This window comes from Streptomyces sp. NPDC058650 (assembly GCF_042717315.1).
In the GTDB taxonomy this organism is placed as follows: Bacteria; Actinomycetota; Actinomycetes; order Streptomycetales; family Streptomycetaceae; genus Streptomyces.
On record NZ_JBHXRL010000012.1, the window covers coordinates 81,839 to 104,808 of the forward strand.

A 22,970-nucleotide genomic window follows, 5' to 3' on the forward strand; every position below is an offset into this window, starting at 1 on the left:
CTCCATGCCCGCCAGGCCCTCCAGCACCTCCTGGACCACCAGGCCCCGCGGGTCCCCCAAGCCCCCCAAGCCCCCCAAGCCCCGCGGATCCCCCAAGCGCCCCAGGCCCTCCAGGCCCTCCAGACCCCCCAAGCCCTCCAGACCCCTCAGGCCCCCCAGCCCCCGACGGCTCCGTCGCGTCCAGCGTCACGTACGGCCTGATCCGCAGCGGATCGAAGTCCTCGGCCGCCGCCAGCTCCGCCTGGGCGCACGCGCAGCCAGGTCTTTGTCCACCGCATTCAGGACAGATGTGTCCGGTCATGATGGGTCCCCTCCCCGAGACAACTGCGAGCGATTATGCAGCCCGTCCCTGTCCGGCGGAGGGACGGCGGCCGTCGGCGGCGCCCTCCAGCAGGCCATATCAGGACATTCGGATCAGGATGGAGGAGTTGTCCGAGGAGAGGCCCGAGGAGACCCGCCCATGGCCCAGGAAACGAGCCCGTCCCAGCTCGGCGGCGATCCCGTGCCGGGGGAGGGGCAGAGCCACCGCACGGTCCTCGTCGCGATCGGCGCGCTGCTGCTCGGCATGCTGCTCGCCGCCCTCGACCAGACCATCGTCTCCACCGCCCTGCCGACCATCGTCAGCGAACTCGGCGGCATGGAGCACCTCTCCTGGGTGGTCACGGCCTACATGCTGGCGTCCACGGCGGCCACCCCGCTCTGGGGCAAGCTCGGCGACCAGTACGGCCGCAAGAAGCTCTTCCAGGCCGCCATCGTCCTCTTCCTCATCGGCTCCGCCCTCTGCGGCATCGCCCAGAACATGCCGCAGCTCATCGCCTTCCGCGCCGTCCAGGGCCTCGGCGGCGGCGGCCTCATGGTCCTGTCGATGGCGATCGTCGGCGACCTCGTCTCCCCGCGCGAGCGCGGCAAGTACCAGGGCCTCTTCGGCGCCGTCTTCGGCGCCACCAGCGTCCTCGGCCCGCTGCTCGGCGGCCTCTTCACCGAGCACCTCTCCTGGCGCTGGGTCTTCTACATCAATCTGCCGATCGGCATCGTCGCCCTCTTCGTCATCGCCGCCGTGCTCCACATCCCGGTGCGCTCCACCCGGCACGCCATCGACTACCTCGGCACCTTCCTCATCGCCTCGGTCGCCACCTGCCTGGTCCTGGTGGCCTCCCTCGGCGGCACCACCTGGGCCTGGGGCTCGGCGCAGATCATCGGCCTCGCCGTCCTCGGAGCCGTACTCCTCGTCTGGTTCGTGTACGTCGAGCAGCGGGCCGCCGAACCCGTCCTGCCCCTCAAGCTGTTCCGGATCCGGACCTTCACCCTCGTCTCGGCCATCAGCTTCGTCATCGGCTTCGCGATGTTCGGCGCGATGGTCTACCTCCCCACCTTCCTCCAGGTGGTGCAGGGCGTCACCCCGACGATGTCCGGCGTCCACATGCTGCCCATGGTCCTCGGCATGCTCCTCACCTCGACCGCCTCCGGCCAGATCGTCTCCCGCACCGGCCGCTGGAAGGTCTTCCCGATCGCCGGCACCGGGCTCACGGCGCTCGGGCTGCTCCTCCTCAACGAGATGACGGAGACCACCTCCACCTGGGAGATGAGCGTCTACTTCTTTGTCTTCGGCGCCGGGCTCGGCCTCGTCATGCAGGTCCTCGTCCTGGTCGTCCAGAACGCCGTCCCCTACCGGGACCTCGGCGTCGCCACCTCCGGCGCCACCTTCTTCCGCTCCATCGGCGCCTCGTTCGGCGTCGCCGTCTTCGGCACCCTCTTCACCAACCGGCTCACCCGCAAACTCGACGACGTGTTCACGAGCGCGGCGAGCGCCGGAGAGGACCTCCCGCCCGGCATCGGCCCCGAGCGGGTCGCCGCCGACCCGCGCGCCATCGCCGAACTCCCGCCCGAGCTCCGCCCCTCCGTCCTCCACGCGTACGCCACGTCCATCACCGACGTCTTCCTGTACGCGGCGCCGGTCGTCCTCGTCGCCTTCGTCGTCGCCTGGTTCCTCAAGGAGGACAAGCTGCGCGGCTCGGTCACGGCGCCCGACACGAGCCAGACCCTCGCCTCGAACCCCGTCGAGCGCTCCTCGTACGACGAGTGCGCCCGCGCGCTCTCCGTCCTCGGCTCCCGGGAGGGCCGCAAGGCGATCTACGAGAAGATCACCGCCCGCGCCGGGCTCGACCTGCTGCCCGCCGCGAGCTGGCTGCTGCTGCGGATCCGCCGGCACGGCACCGTCGAACCCGCCCGGCTCGCCGAGACCACCCCCGTACCGCTGCGGGCGATCACGGAGGCGTCCCGGCAGGTGGAGGAACGACGGCTCGTCACGCGGGAGGGCGTCCAGCTGTTCCTCACCGAGGAGGGCGTCGAGGCGGCGGTGAAGCTCGACAGGGCGCGGGAGGAGTCGCTCGCGGAACTCCTCGGCGACTGGTGGGGGCCGGACCGGCCCACCGACCTCGTGAAGCTGGTGGAGGAGCTGACGGCCGAGCTGAACGGCTCGGACGGGGAGCGGCCGCGCTCGCCCGAACCGCCCCGCGACCACCACGCCTAGGACCGGCCGCGGGTACGAACTCGGGGACCACGAGCCCTGTATGACGGCTGCTCAGGGCCCCTCAGTAGGCTGTTCCCTCGACGATCGCATCACAGGGGGATGGGCAGGATGAACAGCGAAGAGCCACGTCAGCCGTACGGGGTGAACGGCGCGCACGACGCACACAGCGGGTACGTGGCGAACGGCGCGTACGGTACGCAGATGCCGGCCCCTCCGGCGCGCGCGGCCTCGCACCGAGGGGCCTGGATCGGCGCGGGAGCCACGCTCGTGGCGGCGGTCATCGGCGTCGTCGGTACGTACCTGGTGAGCAGCAACAAGGGCAACGCGAACCCCACACCGCCCGTCGCACAGGGCCCGGCGACGTCGACCACCACGCCCGGCGAGGAGAACCAGGGAGGCGGCGACGCCCTCTCGGACTCGTCGCAGAGCCCGGAGTCCACGGGTTCCGCGGGTTCCGCGGAGTCGTCGGCGCCGACGACCCCGCCCACCACCCCGCCCACGACGCCGCCCGGGAAGCCGGCCGGCACCGTCGCGTGGCAGGGCGCCCTGGCGATCACGTACGCGGACGCCAGGGATCTGGACTCCGCACCCCCCGTCGAGTCCGAGATCAACGAGGAGAACGACCTCTCCGTCTACCCGTTCGGCACCGCCCGCATGCTGCGGCCCGAGAGCGGCGTCAAGGCCCTGGTGTGGAAGGACGCGAAGGCGCCCACGTACGAGGACTGCGCCGGTGTCATCGACACCCTGGGAACCTCGACGGACATGAAGATGAAGACGGGCCTGGTCGTCTGCGCGAGCACCAACGACGGGCGGCTCGCCCGGCTGACCGTCAAGGAACTGACCGGGCAGGCCTCGGACACGAGCGGCGTCTTCGACGTCGTCGTCTGGACCCGCTGACCGTCCCGGACCCGGGGCGGCCGCCCACGGCGGTCAGAGCCCCTTGCCGTACCAGACGTCCATGTACGGGCCCGTGCAGTACGCCGGGATCTCCCCGTACCCGTGCCGCGTGTACAGGGCGCGTGCCTCGACCAGGTCCAGGCGGGTGTTGAGGACCATCCGGCGGGCGCCGAGGCCGCGCGCCGCGTCCTCCAGCTCGCCGAGCAGGGCCCCGGCCCCGCCCAGGCCGCGGAAGGCGTGGCGCAGGAAGACCCGGGTCAGCTCCGCGCGTTCGGCGTCGAGCATCAGGACCCCGCCGCAGCCGGCCGGCTTGCCCTCGTACCGCGCGACGAGGAACCGCCCGGTCGGCGGGGTGAGCAGTTCGACCCCGTCGTTCGTGAGCCCCTCGTCGATCTCCGCGGCGGTCGCGGGCCGCTTCCAGTACCGGCTTGCGACATCGTCGTAGTAGTCGCGGCGCAGGGCGGTGGCGTCCGGGGTGTCGACGCGCTCGGGGGAGAAGTACCAGGTCATGCGCTCCATTGTGCGGCGCGCACGACCCGGGACGCAGCTCAGTTCTTCGGGGACGCCTGCTGCACGACCTCGAACGACCAGAGAGTGGAACCGGAAGCCGCGGGCTTCGGCCGCTCGCCACCCTCACCGGCACCGCCACCGCCGTGCGCGGCCTTCATGGAGCCGTTCATCCAGTTCTGGAAGTCCTCCTCGCTGCGCCACCGGGTGTAGACGAGGTACTGGTCGGTGCCCTCCAGCGGGCGCAGCAGCTCGAACCACTCGAAGCCGTCGGACCCCTCCACGGCCCCGGCGCGGGAGGCGAAGCGCTGCTCCAGGACCTCACGCTGCTCGGCCGGAACGGTCAGGACGTTGATCTTCACCACACTGGGCACACGACACCTCTCAGTTCAGTACGTGCCCGCAGTCTCCTACACGGACCCGTCGGGACGGCGTGAGGACGGCCCCGGGTGCGGCGGCGCCGGCGGGGTAGCGGTCATGATGCCGGTGAGAGACGCGGGACAGGCGAACAGGCGAACAGGGGGCTGGCATGGTCGGGTTCGAGTCGGCGGACGGCGCGATGGACAGTGTGGGTGCGGTGGCGGTACGGGAGCTGGCGGCGCGTTGGCTTCCCCGGCTCGGGGACGGGGATTTCGTCGTGTCACCGGTCGGGTTGTGGATGGCCCTCGGGGCCGTCGCCTCCGGGGCACGGGGGCGGACCGGGGAGGAGCTGGCGGGGCTGCTCGGGGTCGAGGGAGAAGCCGCGGCCCGGGCCGTGACCGAGGCCGGGCGGTGGCTCGGCGGGACGGACGGGGTCGCGGTGGCGACCGGGGTGTGGAGCACGATGCCGGTGCTCGACGGCTTCCGGCGCGGGCTGCCCGGGGTCGGGTTCGGAGTGCTGCCCGGAGCGGCCTGCCTCGCCCTGCCCGACACGGCCTTCGGAGCGACGGACGACATGTCGTGGGGGGAGACCCCCGACGCCCAGGACGCGCTCGACGCGTGGGTGCGGGGCGCCACGGATGGGCGGATTCCGCGCCTGCCGCTCGACCTCGACGGGTCCGAGGACCTCGTCCTGCTCAACGCCCTGGCCCTGAAGGCCTCCTGGCTGACCGCCTTCCCCGCGCACCTCACCCGCGACGAGCCCTTCACCGACGGGAACGGCGACACCAGGCCCGTACCGACCATGCGGCAGCGGATTCCCCCCGGGTGGGTCCGGTCCGTGGGCGGGGTCACCGTCGTCGAGCTGCCGTGCGACGGGGGCGGGGCCGGAGGCAGCCGGGTGCGGTTCGCGCTGGGGCGGGAAGGGGCCGGTCCCGGTGACGTGCTGCCCGCCGCCTGGGCCGGGGCCGCGGAGGGGACACCGCTCGCGGCCGACTCGGTCGATCTCGCGTTGCCGCGCTTCACGCTGCGTACGAGGACCGACGTCCGCCCGGATCTCGACGCCCTCGGAGTCCGTCTCGCGCTGCGGCCCGAGGCCGACTTCTCCGGGATCTCCGCCGCCGACATGTACATCGACAAGGTCCTCCAGGAGGCGGTCGTCGAGGTCGCCGAGGAGGGCGTCGAGGCGGCGGCCGTCACCCAGGTGACCATGACCCGGAGCGCGGCCGCGCCCCGCCCCACCGTGGTGGAGCGGATCGCCTTCGATCGGCCCTTCGGGGTCGTCGTCCTCGACGCGGCGGGGCAGGTGCCGCTGTTCGTGGGGTGGCGGCGGAGCGCGCCGGGGGCCTAACCCACCACGCGGGCCAGCAGCAGGCCGTCGTGGCCCTTCGTGCCGACCGTCTGGAACGCGGTCGCGTCCAGCCGGGGTTCGCGCGCCACCAGCTCGAACATCTCGCGGGTGCCGGTGACCGCCGGGTCGTCCGGGTGCGCGGTGGCGACCTTCCCGCCGCGCACCACGTTGTCGACGATGATCACCGTGCCCGGGCGGGACAGCTTCAGCGCCCACTCCACGTACCGCGGGTTGTTGACCTTGTCCGCGTCGACGAAGACGAGGTCGAACGGGCCCGCCCCCTCCTCCTCAAGCCGCGGCAGACTCTCCAGGGCCGCGCCCGTCCTGACCTCGACGAGCTTGTCGAGGCCGGCGCGGGCGATGTTGGCGCGGGCGACGTCCGCGTGGGCGGGGTCGTACTCCAGGGTGATCAGCCGGCCGTCGGCGGGCAGGGCGCGCGCCAGCCAGATCGTGCTGTAGCCGCCGAGGGTGCCGATCTCCAGGATGTTCCGGGCGCCCTGCATCGCGGCGAGCAGGTGCAGCAGCTTGCCCTGGTTCGGGGCGACCGCGATCTCGGGCAGGCCGGCCGCCGTGGACGCGGCGAGCGCGCCGGTCAGCGCGTCGTCCGCAGGGGCGAGCAGCTCGGTGACGTAGCGGTCGACGTCGGTCCACTGAGGGTTCGTCATGCGGTCGAACGTACACCTGGGGTGGGGTCCGGACGGCGCCTTGACGCCCGTACGGCGAGGAGTGTCGCCGCCGTGGCGAGCAGGGCGCCGCCGCCGGTCGTCGCGAGCCATGCGGGGACCCCGCCGACCGTCAACAGGCGGTCGTTGTAGACGACTTCGCGGTACGGGGTGTCGGCGACCGTGCGGAGGTGGTGGTCGTCGTCGATGCGGTCGGGGTGGGGGAACCTCTGCTCCAGGACCGTCAGGTGGGTCGGCCGTCCGGTGCCCGTGAGTGCCGCGACCGCGCCTTCCGGTCGGTCGATCCGGCCGGCGAAGGTGACCTCCGGGCGGTCGCCGCCGATGGCGGAGCGCGGCTCCATCCGGTGGTCGGCGAGGACGGACAGCCCGAGGGTCTGGGCGTTCGTCGCGAGCCGGGACAGCCTCATGGGGTAGACGAGTTCGGGGGATGCGAAGGTGATCCGCAGCGGGGTGAGTTCGCCGGAGAGGGCGGTGTTCTTCTCCTCGGGCGCGAGGCGGACCGCGACGTACTCCCACGTGCGTTCCACGTACGGCCGGAGGGCGGCGGTGAGCCGTTCGGGCAGCTCGAAGCCGTTGGCGCGCAGCCAGCCGCCGAGGGCGTCGGGATCGGTGGCGGTAAGCCGGGCCACGTCGAAGGGCCCGAGGCGCTCGCGGCCGACGACCCCGACGCCGGGGGCGCTGCCGGGCGGGGCGGCGCCGGCGCCGTCCCCGTAACCGCCGGAGAACGGCCAGTCGTCCCCGCGCGGCCAGAAGTAGAAGCGGTCGCGCTGCTCGGGCTCGGTGAGCCGGTCGAGTTCGTCGAAGAGCGCCGGGTCGCCGAGGGACACGTCGGCCCGGCTGGGCACCGGCATGATCCAGGCGGCCCGCCGGGCGTTCCCGTGGACGCGGAAGCGCATGACGACGGTCTCGGTGCTGCCGTCCCAGTGGACGGCCGACTCCTCCCGGTCGACGCCGATGCGTTCGGCCTTGTCCGGGATCATGGCGCCGCAGCCGCAGGCGTACGCCGGTGCGACGAGCTGGCCGAGTTGGAGCGCGAGCAGCGCGACGACGATGGCGACGACCCTGCTGGTCAGGCTTTTGCTGTGTGTCCCCCGCATGTGAGGTCGGACGCGGCCGGTGGAGATCCGGTTCCCGAGCACCCGGGTCCGAAGCACCCGGGTCCGAAGCACCCGGGTCCGAAGCACCCGGGTCCGAGCGCCCCGGCTACGCCTCCGTTTCTCCGGCCGCCCCGCGTCACGCCGACGCGCGGACCCTGAGTTCCTTCACCCCGTTCAGCCAGGCCGCCCGCAGCCGGCGGGGTTCGCCCACGAGCGTGAGGTCGGGCAGGACGTCCGCGATCGCGTTGAAGATCAGCTCGATCTCCTTGATGGCGAGGGACTTGCCGAGGCAGAAGTGCGGTCCGCCGCCGCCGAAGCCGAGGTGCGGATTCGGGTCGCGGGTGATGTCGAAGCGCTCGGGGTCGGTGAAGACCTCGGGGTCGTTGTTGGCGGAGGAGTAGAAGATGCCGACGCGGTCGCCCGCGCTGATCTTCTGCCCGCCGATCTCGGTGTCCTGGGTCGCGGTCCGCTGGAAGGAGACCACGGGGGTCGCCCAGCGCACGATCTCCTCGGCGGTGGTCGCCGGCCGTTCCCGCTTGAAGAGCTCCCACTGGTCGGGGTGGGTGAGGAAGGCGTGCATGCCGTGGCTGATGGCGTTGCGCGTGGTCTCGTTGCCGGCGACGGCGAGGAGGAGGACGAAGAGGCCGAACTCGTCGGAGGAGAGGTTGCCCTGCCCCTCGGCGGCGACGAGCTGGCTGACGATGTCGGCGGCCGGGCACTCCTTGCGGGCGGCGGCCATGGTCATCGCGTATCCGATGAGTTCCATGGCGGCCTCGGCGCCGACCTCCTCGGTGATGGCGTACTCGGGATCGTCGTACGCGATCATCTTGTTCGACCAGTCGAAGATCCGGGAGCGGTCCTCCTGGGGGACGCCGATGAGCTCGGCGATCGCCTGGAGGGGCAGTTCGACGGCGACCTGGGTGACGAAGTCGAAGCTGCCGTCGGGCCCGGCGCCCTGCCGGGCCTCCTCGGCGATGGCGCGGGCGCGGTCGCGCAGGGCCGTCTCCAGGCTCCGGATCGCCCGGGGCGTGAAGCCGCGCTGGACGATCTGGCGGACCCGGGTGTGCTCGGGCGGGTCCATGTTGAGCATGATCAGCTTCTGGACGTCGATCTGCTCCTGGGCGATGCTCTCGTTGAAGCGGATCACGGCGGTGTTGAGGTTCGAGGAGAACAACTCCGGGTGCGTGGAGACGTACTTGACGTCCGCGTGCCGCGTGACGGCCCAGTACCCCTCGTCCCGGAACCCCGTGATGCCGGCCGACTGGGGGCACCACCACACGGGGGCGGTCTTCCGCAGTTCGGCGAACTCCGGGAAGGGTATGCGCGTACGGAGGAGGTCGGGGTCGGTGGCGTCGAACCCTTCGGGGAGATGAGGGCAGGGCATCGGCAACACGCTCCATTATCCGATGATTATCTGATGGCCCATCAGAAACTGCCGGGAAAGTTAGTAACGAGTTCGCCAAGTAGCAAGAGGCGGAGCGAGAACTGTTGCGGCCCGGACCCTTGCGTACCCGAGGTAGCAGTCATAAGACTGCACTCAGAACTAGAACGCGTACTAGTTCCCCAGGGACGCCGACCGGACGAGGTGCCGGGACACCTCGACCGGTCGAGGAGAGGACGAGCTCATGGCCGCGGAACCCGTCATCGTCGAAGCCGTACGCACCCCCATCGGCAAGCGCGGAGGCGCGCTCGCCAACCTCCATCCCGCCTACCTCCTGGGCGAGACCTACCGTGAACTCCTCGGCCGCACCGGCATCCACGCCGACTGCGTCGAACAGATCGTCGGCGGTACGGTCACCCACGCCGGCGAGCAGTCCATGAACCCCGCGCGCACCGCCTGGCTCGCCATGGGCCTGCCGTACGAGACGGCCGCCACCACCGTCGACTGTCAGTGCGGCTCCTCGCAGCAGGCCAGCCACATGGTCGCCAACATGGTCGCGGCCGGCGTCATCGACATCGGGATCAGCTGCGGCGTCGAGGCCATGTCCCGCGTCCCGCTCGGCTCCGGTTCCAAGCACGGCCCCGGCAAGCCGTTCCCCGACGAGTGGAACGTCGACCTGCCCAACCAGTTCGAGGCCGCCGAGCGCATCGCCCGCCGCCGCGGCCTCACCCGCGAGCGCGTCGACTCCCTCGGCCTCCTCTCCCAGGAACGGGCCGCGACCGCCTGGGCCGAGGAGCGGTACAAGCGCGAGACCTTCGCCGTCCAGGTCCCCACCACCGAGGCCGAGCAGGCCGCGGGGCAGGGCATGTGGCGGCTCGTCGACCGGGACGAGGGCCTGCGCGACACCAGCATGGAAGGCCTGGCCCGGCTCAAGCCCGTCATGCCGACCGCCGTCCACACCGCCGGGAACTCCTCCCAGATCTCCGACGGCGCCTCCGCGATCATGTGGGCCTCCAAGCGCATGGCCCGCGCCCTCAAGCTCCGCCCCCGCGCCCGGATCGTCGCCCAGGCCCTCGTCGGCGCCGACCCGCACTACCACCTCGACGGACCGGTCGACGCGACCCGCGCGGTGCTCGGCAAGGCCGGCATGTCACTGAAGGACATCGACCTCGTCGAGATCAACGAGGCCTTCGCATCGGTGGTGTTGAGCTGGGCGCAGGTCTTCGACCGGGACCTGGACGGTCTCGCGAAGGTCAACGTCAACGGCGGCGCCATCGCCCTCGGTCACCCGGTGGGAGCGACGGGCGCGCGGCTGATCACCACCGCCCTGCACGAACTGGAGCGCACGGACAAGGAGTTCGCGCTCATCACCATGTGCGCGGGCGGCGCGCTGGCCACCGGGACGATCATTCAGCGGTTGTAGCCGCGGGCTCGCCCCGTCAGGCCCGGAGCCGCTTCCCCGCGTCCGCGACCAGGCCGGCGAGGTACGCCCCCGCCGACGGGGACTCCTGGGCGAGGGCCGCCGCCTGCCCGGCCCACAGGTTCACGAACTCCGGCCGGCCCTGTTCGGCGGCGGCCCGGCGGATCGGCCCCATCAGCGCGTTCTGCACCGGGTACGGCGGCACGTGCTCCTCGTGGGCCGCCATGTCCCGGACGAAGTCGTTCGGGATGCCCCGGGCCGTACGACCGGAGAAGAGCCGGGTGAGCACGGTCGTACGGGCCTCCGGGGTGCCGAGGGTCCGCCGGTGGGCCGTGCTCGCCCCCGACTCGCGCGCGGCGAGGAAGCCGGTGCCGATCTGGACGGCGTCCGCGCCCAGGGCGAGCGCGGCGGCGATCCCGCGCCCGTCGGCGATCCCGCCCGCCGCGACCACGGGGACGCTCACCGCGTCCGCGACCTGCGGGACGAGGGAGAAGGTGCCGACCAGGGACTCCCGTACCGGGCGGAGGAAGGCGCCCCGGTGGCCGCCCGCGTCGCTGCCGGAGGCGACGACCGCGTCCGCGCCCGCCCGCTCCAGGGCCACGGCCTCGTCGACGGTCGTCGCCGTGCCCACCACGACGATCCCGCGCCGTCGGGCCTCGGCGACGAGGCGTCGTGGCGGCAGGCCCATGACCAGGCTGATCACCGGCGGGGCCGCCGCGAGCAGGGCGTCCAGCTGCTCGTCGAAGTCGGGCCGTGCCCGTACGTCCCCGGCGTCCGGAGGCCGTACGCCCAGCTCCTCGTAGTACGGCCGCAGGCGCTCGACGTGTGCCGTCATCGCCTCCGGATCCGCCGGATCCGTGACGGAGGCGAGGGCCTCGGCCTCGCCCTCCTGCGGGACCCAGAGGTTCACGGCGAACGGGCGGTCGGTGGCGGCACGGAGCCGGGCCACGAGCGCGGTGATCTCCTCGGGGCCGAGGATGTGCGCCCCGTACGAGCCGAGGCCGCCGCCGTCGGACACGGCCGCCGCGAGCGCGACGGAGGACAGGCCGCCGCCGAAGGGTCCCTGGACGACGGGGAGCGCGGTGCCGACGAGCTCGCCGAAGCGGCCGGCGCCGAGGGGATCGGGTGCGGTGGCGGCTGAGGCGGTGGATGCGGTCGTGGACATGGGGCGGCCTCCGGCGTCGCGGCGGGATCCTGGGTCCGCCGACACCCTGGACACTAGGCGAAGCTAGACGAACGGTCTACTAAACGCGGTTCCCGGTTCGGAAAACGCCGCAGGCCCCGCCCCTCCGAGTGGAGGGCGGGGCCTTGCGGGTGCGCTGTGCGGCGGCGGGACTCTTAGTACCAGCCGTTGGCCTGCCAGAACGCCCAAGCGGCGTTCGGGGAGCCGTAGCGCTCGTTCATGTAGTTCAGGCCCCACTTGATCTGCGTGGCCGGGTTGGTCTTCCAGTCGGAACCGGCCGAGGACATCTTCGAGGCCGGCAGGGCCTGGACCAGGCCGTAGGCGCCGCTGGACGAGTTGGTCGCGCTGGGGTTCCAGCCGGACTCGTGCGTGACGATCTTGCTGAAGGACGCGTACTGCGAGGCGGGGACGATGTCACGAGCGAGCTCCTGCGGGCTGGCGGCCGAAGCCGAGCCCGTCGTACCGAGCACCGCACCCGACGCGCCCAGCAGCACGGCTGCGGTGGCGGCGAAGGTCTTCTTGCGGGCGGCGATACGAGTGGTGAGCGTGCTGATCAACGTTTCTACCTAACGTCGGGAACAAGGGCCGCGCCGGGCGATTTCGGCAAGCCGGAACCAGAGCCCGGGAGACCCGGGAACTGGGGGGAACCGGCCGTCCGAGGCGCTGTGGTGAGCACCGGCTGCCTGGCGACGTCCTCTACAAAACCAGGGCCGGAGCGCCGACGCAACGACCCCCTGTACGAGGAAGGTTCGGACCCGGGCGGAAGGTCCCGGGGGGTGAGTGTGGGGCGTTTCCGCAGGTCATGCCCTGCTGTGGGGTGTTTTGGGAGGGTGTGTCTGGCTACTAGGTCCGCTCGTACGTGACGTAGGTCCTGTGGGGCGGCTCACCCCGAGAGCCCTTTTCCGGGCCTTCGAATGTGACCTGGGCCTCGAAGTTCGCCCGGCGAGTGGCACGGCGGAGCGCCTTCAGGAGCGTGGATCCGATGGTGAGGGTGAGGACGACGGTGAGGGCGGCGCGGCCGAGGTCCCAGCCGAGGGAGGTGGCGACGACATAGGCGAGGAAGCGGACCAGGTTCTCGTGGAGCGGGGCGCCCGGCTCGAAGGAGATCCCGCTGCTCAGGCCCTGGAGCAGGACCCAGCCCTGGAGGTTCATGACCGTTCCGTACGCGAACGCCGCCACGAAGCCGTACGCGGAGAGCATCAGCAGCTCACCCCTGCCCCGGAGCCCCTGCGGGGCGGGAAGCAGCCCGGCGCCCATCGTGAACCAGCCCATCGAGAGCATCTGGAACGGCATCCAGGGGCCCACCCCGCCCGTGAGCAGGGCCGACGCGAACATCGTCACCGCCCCGAGGACGAAGCCGAAGCCCGGGCCGAGGACCCGGCCGCTCAGCACCATCAGGAAGAACATCGGCTCAAGGCCCGCCGTCCCCGCCCCGAGCGGGCGGAGCGCGGCCCCCACGGCGGCGAGCACCCCCAGCATCGCGACGGCCTTCGCGTCCATCCCGCAGTCCGCGATCGTCGCGATCACGACCGCGACGAGGAGGGGCAGGAGGGCGGCGAAGAGCCAGGGCGCGTCCCCGGCGTGCGAGGTGACGGCCGAACCGGCGTCCGCGAAGAGCGGCCAGGTGAAGGCGGCGACCCCGATGAGGGAGACCAGGACCAGCGCGGTGACCGAGCGCGGGCCGAGCCGGACGGGACGGCCGCTCGTGTCCTTCACAGCGCGGCCTCCACCTGTTCGACCGTGAGCCAGTGCTGAGGGGCGAGGATCTTGGCGACCTGCGGGGAGAAGGCGGGGGAGGAGACGACGACCTCGGCGGTCGGGCCGTCCGCGACCACCTCGCCGTCCGCGATGATCACCACCCGGTGCGCCAGCTCCGCCGCCAGCTCCACGTCGTGCGTGGCGAGGATGATCGCGTGACCGTCCGCAGCGAGGGCGCGCAGGTGCGCGACCAGCCGCGCCTTCGCCGCGTAGTCCAGACCGCGCGTCGGCTCGTCGAGCAGGAGGAGCGGCGGGCGACCGGTCAGGACCACGGCCAGCGCGAGCGCGAGCCGCTGCCCCTCGGACAGGTCCCGGGGGTGCGTGTCGTCCGCGACCCCCGGCAGCAGCTCGGAGACCAGGGCCCGGCAGATCCCGGGCGCCGCGCCCGCGTCCGCGTCGGCCGCCGCGCACTCGGCGGCGACGGTGTCCGCGTACAGCAGGTCCCTCGGCTCCTGCGGGACGAGGCCGACCTGGCGGATCAGGTCGCGGGGGGCGGTGGTGTGGGGGGTGCGGCCGGCGACGCGGACCGTGCCGGAGGTCGGCGGGATCATGCCGACGAGGGTGGAGAGGAAGGTGGACTTGCCCGCGCCGTTCCGCCCCATGAGCGCGACGGTCTCGCCGGCGGTGACCTGGAGGTCGATGCGGCGGAGGGCTTCGACGCGGCCACGCCGCACGCCGAGCGCGTCCGCGAGGACGAGGGGGGTGTCGGTGGTGGGGGCGGTGGGGCGGGTGCGGCGCCGTAGGAACGGGAGGATCACCCCACCCCGCCCCTTCCCGAAACCGGAGCTCCGCCCCGGACCCCGGTCCTCAAACGCCGGACGAGCTGGATCATCCAGCCCCCGGTCCCGGGAAGGGGCGGGGTGCGGGACAAGCCCCGCAGGGGCCCCGCCTTCCGCCCGTTCCCCCAGCCGCTCCTTCAGCGCACCCGACCGCCGCCGAGCATCCCGCACCGTCAACGGCAGCGGGTCCCAGCCCGCCAACCGGCCCAGCGCCACCACCGGCGGGTGGACCGGCGAGACGGCCATGATCTCGGCCGGCGGGCCCATGACGCCGTCCGGCAGGAGGATGACCTGGTCCGCGTACTGGACGACCCGCTCCAGGCGGTGCTCGGCCAGGAGGACCGTCGTGCCCAGGTCGTGGACCAGGCGCTGGAGCACCGCCAGGACGTCCTCCGCCGCCGACGGGTCCAGCGCGGACGTCGGCTCGTCGAGGACGAGGACCTTGGGGTGCGGGGTCAGGACCGAGCCGATCGCGACGCGCTGCCGCTGGCCGCCGGAGAGCGTGGCGATCGGGCGGTCGCGGAGCTCCGCGAGGCCCAGCAGGTCGAGGGTCTCCTCCACCCGGCGCCGCATGACGGCGGGTGCCAGACCCAGGGACTCCATCCCGTACGCGAGCTCGTCCTCGACCGTGTCCGTCACGAAGTGCGCCGACGGGTCCTGCCCGACCGTGCCCACCACGTCCGCCAGCTCGCGCGGCGGATGCGTGCGGGTGTCCCGGCCGTCGACCGTCACCCGGCCGGTCAGCGTGCCGCCCGTGAAGTGCGGGACGAGGCCGGAGACCGCCCCGAGCAGGGTCGACTTGCCGACGCCGGACGGGCCGACGAGCAGGACGAGCTCGCCCTCGGGGACGGTGAGGTTCAGGTCCCGCAGTGTGGGACCGGCCTCGTCCTCGTACCTCACCGAGACGTTCTCGAAGCGGATCACGTGCTCTCCTTGCCAACGGACTCCGGGGGGACGGGGGCCACGAACGCCGGGACCAGGCCCACCAGGATCGAGAGGGCCGGCCAGAGCGGCAGCTCCGGCGCCTCCAGGGGCACGACCCCCGGGTGCAGCGCCTCCGGTGCGTACGCGTTCGCCCAGATCATCAGCGACGCGACCGCCACCCCCGAGCCCGCGACCAGCCAGGCCCGCACGCCCCAGCGGTCGGGCCGGTACCGGGTCCGCACGGTCCGCAGCCCGCCGAGCCGGAGGCCCGCCATCGCCGCGAGGAGGCCGGCGGCCAGCAGCGGCAGCCCGTACACCGCGCCCTGCGCCGCGAGCAGCCCGTACGAACCGGCGCAGACGCCGAGCAGCCCGCCCAGGGTCAGCACGTTCGTCGTACGGCGTACGGACGCGGGGACCTGGGCCGTCCGGCCGTAACCCCGCGCGTCCATCGAGGCCGCCACCGCGATCGACCGCTCAAGCGCTCCTTCGAGCACCGGCAGACCGATCTGGAGCACCGCCCTGACCCCGCCCGTGGGGCGGCCCCGGAGACGGCGGGCGGTCCGCAGCCGGACCACGTCGGCGACCATGTTCGGCGCGAAGGTCATCGCCACGACGACGGCGACCCCGGCCTCGTACAGCGCTCCCGGCAGTGACTTGAGGAGCCGCGCCGGGTTGGCCAGCGCGTTCGCCGCGCCCACGCAGATCAGCAGGGTCGCCAGTTTCGCGCCGTCGTAGAGGGCGAAGACCAGCTGCTCGGCGGTGACCCGGCCCCCGATCCGTACCCCTTGCGCCCAGTCGGGCAGCGGCACCTCGGGCAGCGTGAACAGGACGTGCGTCCCCGGGATCGGGGAGCCGAGCAGCAGCGAGAAGACGACCCGCAGGAAGACGACGAACAGGCCGAGCTTCACGAACGCCCCGTACGAACGCGCCCAGGGCGCGTCGGTACGCCGGGCCGCCACGACGTACCCGGCGACCCCGACGAGCAGACCGAGCAGCAGCGGGTTGGTGGTGCGCGAGGCGGCGACGGCCAGGCCGAGCGCCCACACCCACCAGGCTCCGGCGTGGAGGGCGTTCGACCGGTTCGCCACGGGGGCCGCGAACGGCCGGCGGCTACGGGCGGGGCTCATCCGCGACGGCGGGCCTTCCAGATCGCGGCGCCGCCGAGCGCGAGCACGGCCGCACCGCCGGCGAGCACGCCGAAGGAGGGGCCGCCCCCCTCGGCCCCCGGCTCCGGTACGGGGGCGGGGGAAGCCGACGACGGGGCCGGCTGCTCCCCGCCCTCCGCGACCTGCTCGCCACAGCCCCGCGCCGGATACCCGGCGATCCCGCACAGCATGGCCGCGCCGTCGTACCGCAGCGGCTTCGCCACCTCGGCCAGGGCCTCCGCGCCCGTCGCGTCCGCACGGACCTCTACGCAGCCGGTCGTGACCGGCTTCCGCGGCGGCTTCTCGCCGGGCGGGGCGTCCTCCGGACCGCCGAAGTCGACGACGACCGCGATCCGCTTGCTGCCGTCCTTCTTCTCCACCCCCGCGCAGATCGCCGCGAAGCCGGGGGCGGCGGAGGGCTTGGAGGTGTCGCTCGTGCCCTGGCTGAGCGCGAAGCGGAAGCCGATCGCGTCGCCGTCGGCGGGGCGGGCGGTCGCCGGTCCCTGCGTGGCGTACGTCCAGGACTTTCCGCCGTCGCTCTCCCAGAACGACCAGTAGCGGTAGCCGGCGGCCTGCGCGGGGGCCGCGGCGACGGCGGTGAGCGTGAGGAGCGCCCCGGCCGCGGCGCCCGCGATCCGGGCGGCGCGTCCGGCGGTGACCGTCGTCCTGACGGGCTTCCTGACCGGCGTCCTGACAGTCGTCACTTCTTGCGGCCGCTCACGAGGAAGCCGATGCCGACGCCGACGACCATGCCGATGCCGATGATCCACCAGATGTCGAAGCCGGATTCCTCGTCGTCGCTCGTGGCCGCGGCGGAGGTGTCGGGGCTCTTGGGCGCCGGGCCCAGGGCGTTGAGCTGCTCGACCAGGTCGGCCGCGCCGAACTCGCGCGGGTCGGTCTCCGTCGCGCGGGCCGCCAGGATCAGCTGCGCGTAGGCGGCGGGGCCGCTCTCCTTCGCCCAGGCGGCGGAGTTCTTCTCCAGCCACTGGAGCGCGGGCTGGGCCTCCTTGGCGGCACCGGCCGCGGCGAGCGCCACGACCGCGTCGGCGGTGTTGCCGATGTCCGGCTTCTCCGTCGTGTCGGTGGCGCCGGGCATCGGCGGGGCGGTGAGGTGGCCGGTCTTCGCGAGGGTCTTCGCCAGGTAGGAGGCGCCGTTGAGAGCGGCCCGCTCGACGGTCGGCTTCGTCAGGTCCTGGCAGGTCGGGGCCTGCTCGGGGGAGGCCTTGGTGGAGACGACGCTCTTGCCGAGCCCGGCGAGGGTGGCCGCGGCGGTGGCGTCCGCGTTGGCGAGCAGCTTGCCGGTCTTGTCGGGCTGGTACGCGAAGGCGCCGGCGCCGGCCTTGTCGGAGCAGGGCACCGCGAAGGTGAGGAGCGCGTCGTAGGGGGTGCGGCCCTCGGCGGAGGTGAAGGAGCCGGGCCTGACGCCGGTCGCGGCGAGGGCGCCGACGATGACCGAGGTGGAGTTGGCGTCGCTGGGGCCGCCGCCGGGGATGTAGCCCCAGCCGCCGTCCTTGTTCTGCACGGACCGCAGCCAGTCGTGGCCGGACTTGACGGCCTTGTCGACCTTCTCCGGGTCGGCGGCCTGGCGGCGGACGGCGCCGAGCGCCTGGACGGCGAGGGCGGTGGCGTTGGTGTCGCGCAGGGTCTTCGCGTCGCAGGGCCGCGTCGCGTCCGCGCGGTAGGAGCTGAAGGAACCGTCGGCGCACTGCTGGCCGAGGAGCCAGTCCACGGACTGGTCGGCGGGCTGGAAGCCGGTGCCGCGCTGGGCGAGGAAGGCGAGCGACTGGCGCCACACACCGTCGTACGTCGGGTCCTTCGTGCCGTACAGACCGGGCGCCAGGGCGCCGGTCGAGGGGGTCGGGGAGGGTGCGGCGGCGGCCGGAAGGGCTGCTCCGGTGCCGAGTACGACTGCGGCGGCGGCGAGCGCGGCGGCGCCGCGGCGGACGGTGTTCATGGGGCCCTCTCCTGCGGCCGGGCACCGGCACGCCTCAGGGGCACCAGGCTCCGGCTCCGTAATTCCTCGACGGTGCCGGCGGTCACGTCCCGGACGGGGCATTCCGACTCGCCGCCCTCTGGAAGGGGCGGCTTACGGTTGCGGGGTCAGTGCCGGATTCGCACCGGCTTCCCCCCGTACGGGCATGATGACGACCTGCTCACTCTACCGGCCCGTACGCGCCCGGCCCCGGGGGTGCGAGCTGCCTCACACCTGCCGGGTCCGGGCGGGTGCGGGCGGGCACGGGCGGGTGCGGGCGGGCACGGGCGGGTGCGGACGGCTGACACCCGGCGGCATCTCCGGGGCGTGGGCGGGCTCATGCCCGGCGGCCTCTCCGGGGCGTGGCGAGCTCATGCCCGGCGGCATTTCCGGTCCATGGCGGGCTCACCCCCGGCGCCATCCCCGGCCCGTGGAGGCTCACACCGCGACGTACGTCACCGGGTCCGTGCCCGTCACGGCCTCCGCGCGGCCCAGCTTCACCAGGCGGCGGACGTGGGCCTCGGCCTCGCTGACGGCGATGTTCCGGGAGCCGTGGGGGATCTCGTCCCAGGGCCGGTTCCACTCCATCCGCTCGGCGAGCTGCCAGGGGGTGAGCGGGGCGGCGAGCAGGGTGAGGAGCCCGGTGAGCCGTTCCTCGTGGTGGACGAGGAGCTCGTCGACGCGGCCGGCGGCGTCGGCGAACGCGTACTGGTGGGCGGGGAGGACCTCGGCGACGCCGAGGCGGCCGATGCGTTCGAGCGAGTCGAGGTAGTCGCCGAGGGGGTCGGTCTCGTGGATCTCGCCCGGGTTCTCGTACAGCCCGATGTGCGGGGAGATCCCGGGCAGCAGGTGGTCGCCGGAGAACAGCCGGCCGTGACCCGGCAGCCCGGCGGGGTGCTCCTCCTCCAGGTGGAGGCAGACGTGGCCGGGGGTGTGGCCGGGGGTCCAGATCGCGCGCAGCCGCCGGCCGGCCAGGTCGAGGAGCTCGCCGGGGACGATCTCCCGGTCGGGGAGGGCGGACCGCAGCCCCGGCAGGGTCCGCATCCGGCCGGACGCGCGGGCGGCCCGCAGCGGGGCGACGTGCTCCTCGGGGGCGCCGACGGCGGTCAGCTTCTGCGTCATGTAGTCGAGCCAGGTCCCGGGTTCGGCCTCGCGGGTGCGGCGGACGACGGCCGTGTCGGCGGCGTGCATGGCGATCCAGGCCCCGGACTCCTCCCGGACCCGGCCGGAGAGGCCGTGGTGGTCGGGGTGGTGATGGGTGATGACGACCCCGTGTACCTCCTGGACCGACAGCCCCAGTGCGTCGAGCCCGCCGCTGAGTTCGTGCCAGGAGGCGGGGTCGTCCCACCCGGTGTCGACGAGGACCGGACCGCGGTCGGTGTCGAGGACGTGGACCAGGGTGTGGCCGAGCGGATTGTCCGGAATGGGGACCCGCAGGGACCAGACGCCTCCGCCGTGCTCGGTCACCTGGGTCATGTGCCCTCATCTCTCCAAGACCGTACGGGGAGCCTGCTCGACCATGGCCCAGTATACCGAGAACTGACGACTCGTCAGAGACGCGTGGGGTAGCCGAGTTGGGGCTGCCTCGCCCACGCCGTCGACCCTGAAGGGCAAGCGAGGGCGCGGTCTCCCGCTCAGGTCCTGCGGGCAGGGAGGGCGACGCGCCTCCAGGGCGCGCCAGGCACCCCTCCTTGAGGGTTTCAGGAGCGGTGATCTCCTAGCCTGCCCGTATGGCATCCATCACGCGATCTCTTCGCTGGGTAGCAAGTCGCCCAAGTTGGATTCTCGACATGCGACACTTCAAATGGGTCCTATTGATCGATTGTATGGTGTTTTCGATCACTGGACTGGTCGACCTCGCTCTCGTGGGAACCGCGCAAGCGGCCACGAGCATCCTGAGATTCGCTTCCGCGTTCGTCAATGCTGCCGCCTTCGTCCAAGTCCGGAAAAAGCTTGGGCGCTTGAGTGCCATCGGAATCGCGCAGACAGGTTACAGGCCCTGGGATTTCCCTAGTGCTATCGCCGGCCAAGCGTCCGCCATCCCGATCCTGTTGATCCCGATCTGGATCGAGCTCAATAGTGGCCTTCTTGACGCCCTCGACATTCTCGTGTTGGGTGTCGCATTGCTGTTGATGGTTCTGGCCATCGCTGCTGTGATTTCCATTGTCGGGCAGCCGCACGTGCTGAATGTGACCTGGGGGCTGGTCGCGTCGATTCTGCCGCTGGTCGGCCTGCTTCAGTTCTGGTACTTGACGTTCTATAGACCTGTACACGAAGGCCCGCGCGTGAACGTCGTGCCGCAGCTACACGAGTTGCGGCACTACAAGGGCGTCACCCATATGCGCGGAACCGTGACGTTGGAGAATGTGGGTGCCGGTGAACTGGATGTCCTTTCTGCCGTGTATACCGTCACGGGACATGACGTGGCTGCGGCTCGCTACATCACGAAAGAAGAGGCGAGTGTCGTCCTTGCGGCGCCGGGAAATGTGGCGTGGAGGGAGAATCGTCACTATAGGGGGCTGCTCAAGGTTGGTCGCCTGATTCGCAACGGAGGCCACTTCACCCCGGGGCAGAAAAACGAGACATCATTCGTATTCGATGTCAAGAACGACTCGCTGAAGAGTGTGCGACTGACTGTTTTCCTCTATTTCATCATGCACGGTTCGAACTCTTTGGGGAAGTTCACCGAATGTAAAGCCGGTTTCGGGGCGCTCGATGAATGCCTCGAAGTGAAATTGCCTCAGGAAAGCCTCATTCGGGACCTGCTCGGCGACCGTCCGGTAGCGCGCGTGAAGTTTCGCCACCACGACCCGAAGAACGGTATCCCCGTGCCTCTCCTGGAGGCGGAATTCGTGCCGACTTCCTGGTGGAGTAAGGGAGACGCTGCTGCGCAGGTCGAGAGCATCGACCCCTATCGACGCAGTCGCGGGGTGACGCACAGCGTCGAGTACAGAGTGGATCCCTAGTGCTTGATGCCGAGCGGTGAGAGTCGCACGCGGACGCCGTCGACGGCATGCGGTCGGAGGGCCGGCGGGGCGGCTGACGGCCCAGGAGCGGCCCGGGCGGCCCCCGGGTGGCCTGGGAGCGGCCCGGGGTGGCCCGGGAGCGGCCCTGGGGCATGGCGGTGCCCCCACCGGCAGCAAAGCGGCTGGTGGGGGCCTTTTTCGTCCGCTGCATTGCTCCCTATAACTAGAACTGGTATCAGTTCTGAGGCATCGTCAGAATACTCGTCCCCCCGGGAGGCTGCGGTCATGACCGAGCTTGTGGAGCACGGAAAGCTGTTCATCGGTGGGGAGTTGACCGATCCGCTGGGCGATGCGGTCATCGAGGTGATCTCGCCGCACACCGAGGAGGTCATCGGGCGCGTCCCGCACGCCTCCGCCGCCGATGTCGACCGGGCCGTCGCCGCCGCCCGCCGGGCCTTCGACGAGGGGCCCTGGCCGCGGATGACGGTCGAGGAGCGGATCGCCGTGGTCACCCGCATCAAGGACGCGATCGCCGTCCGGTACGAGGAGATCGCCCGCTCCATCAGCTCGCAGAACGGCTCCCCGTACTCCTGGTCCGTCCTCGCCCAGGCGCTCGGCGCGATGATGGTCTGGGACGCGGCAATCACCGTCGCCCGGGACTTCGCCTTCGAGGAGCGGCGCGGCGGCGTCCTCGGCCCGCTGCTCGTCCGGCGCGAGCCGGTGGGCGTGGTCGCGGCCGTTATCCCGTGGAACGTGCCGCAGTTCACCGCCGCCGCCAAGCTGGGGCCGGCGCTGCTCGCCGGCTGCACGGTGGTCCTCAAGCCCTCGCCGGAGTCGCCCCTCGACTCGTACATCCTCGCCGAGATCGCCACCGAGGCCGGGCTGCCGGAGGGCGTGCTCAGCATCCTGCCCGCCGACCGCGAGGTCAGCGAGTACCTCGTCGGCCACCCCGGCGTCGACAAGGTGTCCTTCACCGGCTCGGTCGCGGCCGGCAAGCGGGTGATGGAGGTCGCCTCCCGCAACCTCACCCGCGTCACCCTCGAACTCGGCGGCAAGTCGGCCGCGGTGATCCTGCCGGACGCCGACCTGGACACCGCCGTCGCCGGGATCGTCCCCGCCGCCTGGATGAACAACGGCCAGGCGTGCGTGGCCCAGACCCGTATCCTCGCCCCGCGCTCCCGCTACGAGGAGATCGCCGAGGCCTTCGCGGCGGCGGCCGACGCGCTCGTCGTCGGCGACCCGCTCGACCCCGCCACCCAGGTCGGCCCGCTCGTCGCCCGGCGCCAGCAGCAGCGCTCCCTCGACTACATCGGCATCGGCCAGGCGGAGGGCGCCAAGGTCCTCGCGGGCGGCGGGCGCCCGGCCTCCCTCGACCGCGGCTGGTACGTCGAGCCCACGCTCTTCGGCGGCGTCGACAACTCCATGCGGATCGCCCGCGAGGAGATCTTCGGCCCGGTCATCTGCCTTCTGCCGTACGGGGACGAGGCCGAGGCCCTGCGGATCGCCAACGACTCCGACTTCGGGCTCAGCGGCAGCGTCTGGACCGGGGACGTGGAGCACGGCATCGGCTTCGCCCGGTCCGTGCGCACGGGCACGTTCAACGTCAACACCTTCAGCCTGGACATGCTCGGCCCCTTCGGCGGCTACAAGAACTCCGGTCTGGGACGGGAGTTCGGCCCCGAGGGCTTCGGCGAGTACCTGGAGCACAAGATGATCCACCTGCCCGGCGGGTACGAGTCCCCGGCGGGGGAGTGATGGGGGACCGCTGGCACGTCGAGGTCGACCGGAGCGTCTGCATCGGCTCCGGCATGTGCGTCAACCACGCCCCGACCGCCTTCCGTCTCGACACGGCCCGCCAGTCCCATCCGGTGGAACCGGAGGTGGACGCGGGGGAGACGCTGCTCGCGGCGGCCGAGGGCTGCCCGGTGGAGGCCATCCTGATCGCCCTCGCGGACGGAGGAGAACCGGTGTTCCCGCCGGAGGAGTAGAGCGGGCCCGGCCCGGCGGGAGGTGGCGCTCG

Annotated in this window: 20 protein-coding genes and 1 riboswitch; of the genes, 7 read left to right on the forward strand and 13 right to left on the reverse strand. The window is 72.2% G+C overall.

Annotated elements, in window-relative coordinates; genetic code table 11:
- The first annotated feature begins 460 nt into the window (after window positions 1-460).
- Together ACFWWU_RS22210 and ACFWWU_RS22215 are read left to right on the forward strand one after the other, a co-directional pair.
- Window positions 461-2,530 carry an MFS transporter gene (locus tag ACFWWU_RS22210; protein WP_384147551.1) on the forward strand — a complete coding sequence of 690 codons (2,070 nt, stop codon included), beginning with the start codon at window positions 461-463 and terminating at the stop codon, window positions 2,528-2,530.
- A 108-nt stretch (window positions 2,531-2,638) separates the two neighbouring features.
- Window positions 2,639-3,427, forward strand: coding sequence for a hypothetical protein (locus tag ACFWWU_RS22215; RefSeq protein WP_384147552.1), 789 nt, complete (start codon window positions 2,639-2,641; stop codon window positions 3,425-3,427).
- A gap of 33 nt (window positions 3,428-3,460) precedes the next feature.
- On the opposite strand, the gene ACFWWU_RS22220 is transcribed toward ACFWWU_RS22215, so the two are convergent.
- The gene (locus ACFWWU_RS22220; RefSeq protein WP_384147553.1) at window positions 3,461-3,946 is read right to left on the reverse strand and encodes a GNAT family N-acetyltransferase; all 486 of its coding nucleotides are present in this window, start codon (window positions 3,944-3,946) and stop codon (window positions 3,461-3,463) included.
- 29 nt (window positions 3,947-3,975) lie between these two features.
- A complete protein-coding gene (locus ACFWWU_RS22225; RefSeq protein WP_125748044.1) occupies window positions 3,976-4,308 on the reverse strand; it encodes an antibiotic biosynthesis monooxygenase in 333 nt (110 codons plus the stop codon).
- A gap of 155 nt (window positions 4,309-4,463) precedes the next feature.
- On the opposite strand from ACFWWU_RS22225, the gene ACFWWU_RS22230 reads away from it, so the two are divergent.
- A complete protein-coding gene (locus ACFWWU_RS22230) occupies window positions 4,464-5,642 on the forward strand; it encodes a serpin family protein (RefSeq protein WP_384147554.1) in 1,179 nt (392 codons plus the stop codon).
- Here the strand turns inward: ACFWWU_RS22230 and ACFWWU_RS22235 are convergent.
- From ACFWWU_RS22235 to ACFWWU_RS22245, 3 genes are all read right to left on the reverse strand, one after another.
- Window positions 5,639-6,307 (reverse strand): O-methyltransferase, encoded by a 669-nt coding sequence (locus ACFWWU_RS22235; protein ID WP_384147555.1) that lies wholly within the window; start codon window positions 6,305-6,307, stop codon window positions 5,639-5,641. The two genes, ACFWWU_RS22230 and ACFWWU_RS22235, sit on opposite strands and share 4 nt — an antisense overlap.
- Window positions 6,304-7,422, reverse strand: coding sequence for a DUF2330 domain-containing protein (locus ACFWWU_RS22240; RefSeq protein WP_384147556.1), 1,119 nt, complete (start codon window positions 7,420-7,422; stop codon window positions 6,304-6,306). Before ACFWWU_RS22240 ends, ACFWWU_RS22235 begins: the two co-directional genes overlap by 4 nt.
- 136 nt (window positions 7,423-7,558) lie before the next feature.
- Window positions 7,559-8,806: a cytochrome P450 gene (locus ACFWWU_RS22245; RefSeq protein ID WP_384147557.1), complete on the reverse strand. Its 1,248-nt coding sequence runs from the start codon at window positions 8,804-8,806 to the stop codon at window positions 7,559-7,561.
- A 241-nt stretch (window positions 8,807-9,047) separates the two neighbouring features.
- On the opposite strand from ACFWWU_RS22245, the gene ACFWWU_RS22250 reads away from it, so the two are divergent.
- Complete coding sequence (locus ACFWWU_RS22250; protein WP_384147558.1) at window positions 9,048-10,226, forward strand: steroid 3-ketoacyl-CoA thiolase; 1,179 nt, start codon at window positions 9,048-9,050, stop codon at window positions 10,224-10,226.
- 16 nt (window positions 10,227-10,242) lie between these two features.
- On the opposite strand, the gene ACFWWU_RS22255 is transcribed toward ACFWWU_RS22250, so the two are convergent.
- The 8 genes from ACFWWU_RS22255 to ACFWWU_RS22290 all read right to left on the reverse strand — a co-directional run bounded on the left by ACFWWU_RS22255 (window position 10,243) and on the right by ACFWWU_RS22290 (window position 19,460).
- Window positions 10,243-11,388, reverse strand: coding sequence for an NAD(P)H-dependent flavin oxidoreductase (locus tag ACFWWU_RS22255; RefSeq protein WP_384147559.1), 1,146 nt, complete (start codon window positions 11,386-11,388; stop codon window positions 10,243-10,245).
- 173 nt (window positions 11,389-11,561) lie between these two features.
- Window positions 11,562-11,963: a transglycosylase SLT domain-containing protein gene (locus tag ACFWWU_RS22260; RefSeq protein ID WP_384147560.1), complete on the reverse strand. Its 402-nt coding sequence runs from the start codon at window positions 11,961-11,963 to the stop codon at window positions 11,562-11,564.
- Window positions 11,964-12,249: 286 nt separating this feature from the next.
- Entirely contained in the window at window positions 12,250-13,122 is an 873-nt protein-coding gene (locus tag ACFWWU_RS22265; RefSeq protein ID WP_384147561.1) for an ECF transporter S component, read from the reverse strand.
- Window positions 13,119-14,867, reverse strand: coding sequence for an ABC transporter ATP-binding protein (locus tag ACFWWU_RS22270; protein ID WP_384147562.1), 1,749 nt, complete (start codon window positions 14,865-14,867; stop codon window positions 13,119-13,121). The genes ACFWWU_RS22265 and ACFWWU_RS22270 overlap by 4 nt, the downstream gene beginning before the upstream one ends.
- Window positions 14,864-15,994 (reverse strand): energy-coupling factor transporter transmembrane component T, encoded by a 1,131-nt coding sequence (locus tag ACFWWU_RS22275; RefSeq protein WP_384147563.1) that lies wholly within the window; start codon window positions 15,992-15,994, stop codon window positions 14,864-14,866. Before ACFWWU_RS22275 ends, ACFWWU_RS22270 begins: the two co-directional genes overlap by 4 nt.
- Window positions 15,991-16,716 carry an SCO2322 family protein gene (locus tag ACFWWU_RS22280; RefSeq protein ID WP_384147564.1) on the reverse strand — a complete coding sequence of 242 codons (726 nt, stop codon included), beginning with the start codon at window positions 16,714-16,716 and terminating at the stop codon, window positions 15,991-15,993. Before ACFWWU_RS22280 ends, ACFWWU_RS22275 begins: the two co-directional genes overlap by 4 nt.
- Entirely contained in the window at window positions 16,713-17,966 is a 1,254-nt protein-coding gene (locus ACFWWU_RS22285; RefSeq protein WP_384147565.1) for a prenyltransferase/squalene oxidase repeat-containing protein, read from the reverse strand. Before ACFWWU_RS22285 ends, ACFWWU_RS22280 begins: the two co-directional genes overlap by 4 nt.
- Before the next feature lie 96 nt (window positions 17,967-18,062).
- A riboswitch (cobalamin riboswitch) is annotated at window positions 18,063-18,140 on the reverse strand.
- 282 nt (window positions 18,141-18,422) lie between these two features.
- The gene (locus ACFWWU_RS22290) at window positions 18,423-19,460 is read right to left on the reverse strand and encodes an MBL fold metallo-hydrolase (protein ID WP_384147566.1); all 1,038 of its coding nucleotides are present in this window, start codon (window positions 19,458-19,460) and stop codon (window positions 18,423-18,425) included.
- Between the two features lie 254 nt (window positions 19,461-19,714).
- Here ACFWWU_RS22290 and ACFWWU_RS22295 point away from each other — a divergent pair, with 254 nt between their 5' ends.
- From ACFWWU_RS22295 to ACFWWU_RS22305, 3 genes are all read left to right on the forward strand, one after another.
- Window positions 19,715-20,950, forward strand: coding sequence for a hypothetical protein (locus ACFWWU_RS22295; protein WP_384147567.1), 1,236 nt, complete (start codon window positions 19,715-19,717; stop codon window positions 20,948-20,950).
- 285 nt (window positions 20,951-21,235) lie between these two features.
- Entirely contained in the window at window positions 21,236-22,705 is a 1,470-nt protein-coding gene (locus ACFWWU_RS22300; protein ID WP_384147568.1) for an aldehyde dehydrogenase, read from the forward strand.
- Complete coding sequence (locus ACFWWU_RS22305) at window positions 22,705-22,938, forward strand: ferredoxin (protein WP_329623745.1); 234 nt, start codon at window positions 22,705-22,707, stop codon at window positions 22,936-22,938. The genes ACFWWU_RS22300 and ACFWWU_RS22305 overlap by 1 nt, the downstream gene beginning before the upstream one ends.
- Window positions 22,939-22,970: the final 32 nt, after the last annotated feature.

Excerpts from the sequence above, each read along its gene's own strand:
- ACFWWU_RS22300 (WP_384147568.1), top strand. The coding sequence starts at position 21,236 with ATGACCGAGCTTGTGGAGCACGGAAAGCTGTTCATCGGTGGGGAGTTG.
- ACFWWU_RS22220 (WP_384147553.1), bottom strand. The coding sequence starts at position 3,946 with ATGGAGCGCATGACCTGGTACTTCTCCCCCGAGCGCGTCGACACCCCG.
- ACFWWU_RS22250 (WP_384147558.1), top strand. The coding sequence starts at position 9,048 with ATGGCCGCGGAACCCGTCATCGTCGAAGCCGTACGCACCCCCATCGGC.
- ACFWWU_RS22305 (WP_329623745.1), top strand. The coding sequence starts at position 22,705 with ATGGGGGACCGCTGGCACGTCGAGGTCGACCGGAGCGTCTGCATCGGC.
- ACFWWU_RS22240 (WP_384147556.1), bottom strand. The coding sequence starts at position 7,422 with ATGCGGGGGACACACAGCAAAAGCCTGACCAGCAGGGTCGTCGCCATC.
- ACFWWU_RS22230 (WP_384147554.1), top strand. The coding sequence starts at position 4,464 with ATGGTCGGGTTCGAGTCGGCGGACGGCGCGATGGACAGTGTGGGTGCG.
- ACFWWU_RS22210 (WP_384147551.1), top strand. The coding sequence starts at position 461 with ATGGCCCAGGAAACGAGCCCGTCCCAGCTCGGCGGCGATCCCGTGCCG.
- ACFWWU_RS22295 (WP_384147567.1), top strand. The coding sequence starts at position 19,715 with ATGGCATCCATCACGCGATCTCTTCGCTGGGTAGCAAGTCGCCCAAGT.
- ACFWWU_RS22215 (WP_384147552.1), top strand. The coding sequence starts at position 2,639 with ATGAACAGCGAAGAGCCACGTCAGCCGTACGGGGTGAACGGCGCGCAC.
- ACFWWU_RS22285 (WP_384147565.1), bottom strand. The coding sequence starts at position 17,966 with ATGAACACCGTCCGCCGCGGCGCCGCCGCGCTCGCCGCCGCCGCAGTC.
- ACFWWU_RS22245 (WP_384147557.1), bottom strand. The coding sequence starts at position 8,806 with ATGCCCTGCCCTCATCTCCCCGAAGGGTTCGACGCCACCGACCCCGAC.
- ACFWWU_RS22275 (WP_384147563.1), bottom strand. The coding sequence starts at position 15,994 with ATGAGCCCCGCCCGTAGCCGCCGGCCGTTCGCGGCCCCCGTGGCGAAC.
- ACFWWU_RS22255 (WP_384147559.1), bottom strand. The coding sequence starts at position 11,388 with ATGTCCACGACCGCATCCACCGCCTCAGCCGCCACCGCACCCGATCCC.
- ACFWWU_RS22235 (WP_384147555.1), bottom strand. The coding sequence starts at position 6,307 with ATGACGAACCCTCAGTGGACCGACGTCGACCGCTACGTCACCGAGCTG.
- ACFWWU_RS22290 (WP_384147566.1), bottom strand. The coding sequence starts at position 19,460 with ATGACCCAGGTGACCGAGCACGGCGGAGGCGTCTGGTCCCTGCGGGTC.